We start from the raw sequence: 1,327 nt of genomic DNA on the forward strand, positions 1-1,327 counted from the left end.
ACGTTGTGTGCAATACCGAGAAACCCTCGAACCAAATGAATAAAATGACATATATAATAATTGGGATTATAATAATAGGAATTCTTTTCTTCTTTGTAAAAGAAAAAAAATCTAACCCTGAACAAGATGACTTCTTTATTTCTACAGCTTCTCAAAGTTCTGATAGAATTGAGAAACTCGGTCTTAATAAAGCTTCAGAAGATGTATCTCACATATTGGACGAAAGTCAACTTAAAATTCCTGAAATTAAAAACAAGGAAAAGAGAGTTGAATATAAACCTGATTCAAATAGAGAATGGATTATTGATTTAGTGATTCCAAATGGAACAATAATCAAACAAGAAAAATTATATGAGTTATTCGATTTAGAATGGAGAAAGAATTTTACTTCAACAATATTTGGACATTCGCCAGAAGATAATAGATGGACTTATGCTCTTGCGGGAGACGCACCACAAACTTTCAACCAAATTCAAGTAGCAATCGGTTTTCTCGATGTTTTTAATGAAGAAGACATAAATTACAACCCAAAAAAGTTAGAAAGATATATCCTTGAATTAAAAAAAAGGATGAAAAACCACTCATTAGAATTTGAGATTAAAGAAACTGAATCAAAAGAATTCGCAATTGAAAAAAGTAAACAGTTAGTAAAGTTAAATGAACTATTTGATAAAGATATTCTGATAGGACTTCAAAGCGAAAATAAATATAACGGAAAAGAAGTTTGGGACGTTTTACTAAGTTTAGGTTTGAAATGGGGAGATGGAGATTTGTTTCATTGGAATAATAACTCTGATTACGCGTCTGACCAACATTTTAGTGTTTGGACTTCAACCGAGCCTGGTTATTTTCTTCCTGAACAAGTAAAAAAAGGTAAAATGAATCCTACTAATTTAGTTTTTGGATTTTCAATTCCTAGAAGTGCTGACCCAATAAATGTTTACAGAGTTTTAGTAAATTCTATAAAATATTGTCAAACAAGATTAGGAGGACAAATCATAAATAGAAACGGAGAGCCTTTTAATGAACAATTGGAATTAATACAACTATCTGAATTAATCAAGAGTATGTCTGATAACGGAATAATTCCAGGCTCTGATAATTCGTTAATGTTGTACTAAAATAAGTACGGCACACAACACGGTGTATAAAACATAGCTAATAAGTGCTTAATCGAAAGGTTTATCCTTATTTACAAAGACCGCCAAATTTTAAATTTGGCTTTTTAAAAGAGAAAAAATTAAAAACAAAATATAAAAATTCGGCTCTGTGTTTATCCGAAAAGTTAGCATCTTTTTACACGCTACGTTTCATACACAAACCGTTG

1 protein-coding gene is annotated in these 1,327 nt (G+C 30.4%); it reads left to right on the plus strand.

Annotated elements, in window-relative coordinates; all coding sequences use genetic code 11:
* On the plus strand, positions 1 to 1,121 hold a 1,121-nt coding region (locus Q0997_RS20120; protein ID WP_299892493.1), incomplete at its 5' end, for a cell division protein ZipA C-terminal FtsZ-binding domain-containing protein.
* Positions 1,122 to 1,327: the final 206 nt, after the last annotated feature.

Source organism: uncultured Lacinutrix sp. (assembly GCF_947500325.1).
Classification (GTDB): domain Bacteria; phylum Bacteroidota; class Bacteroidia; order Flavobacteriales; family Flavobacteriaceae; genus Lacinutrix.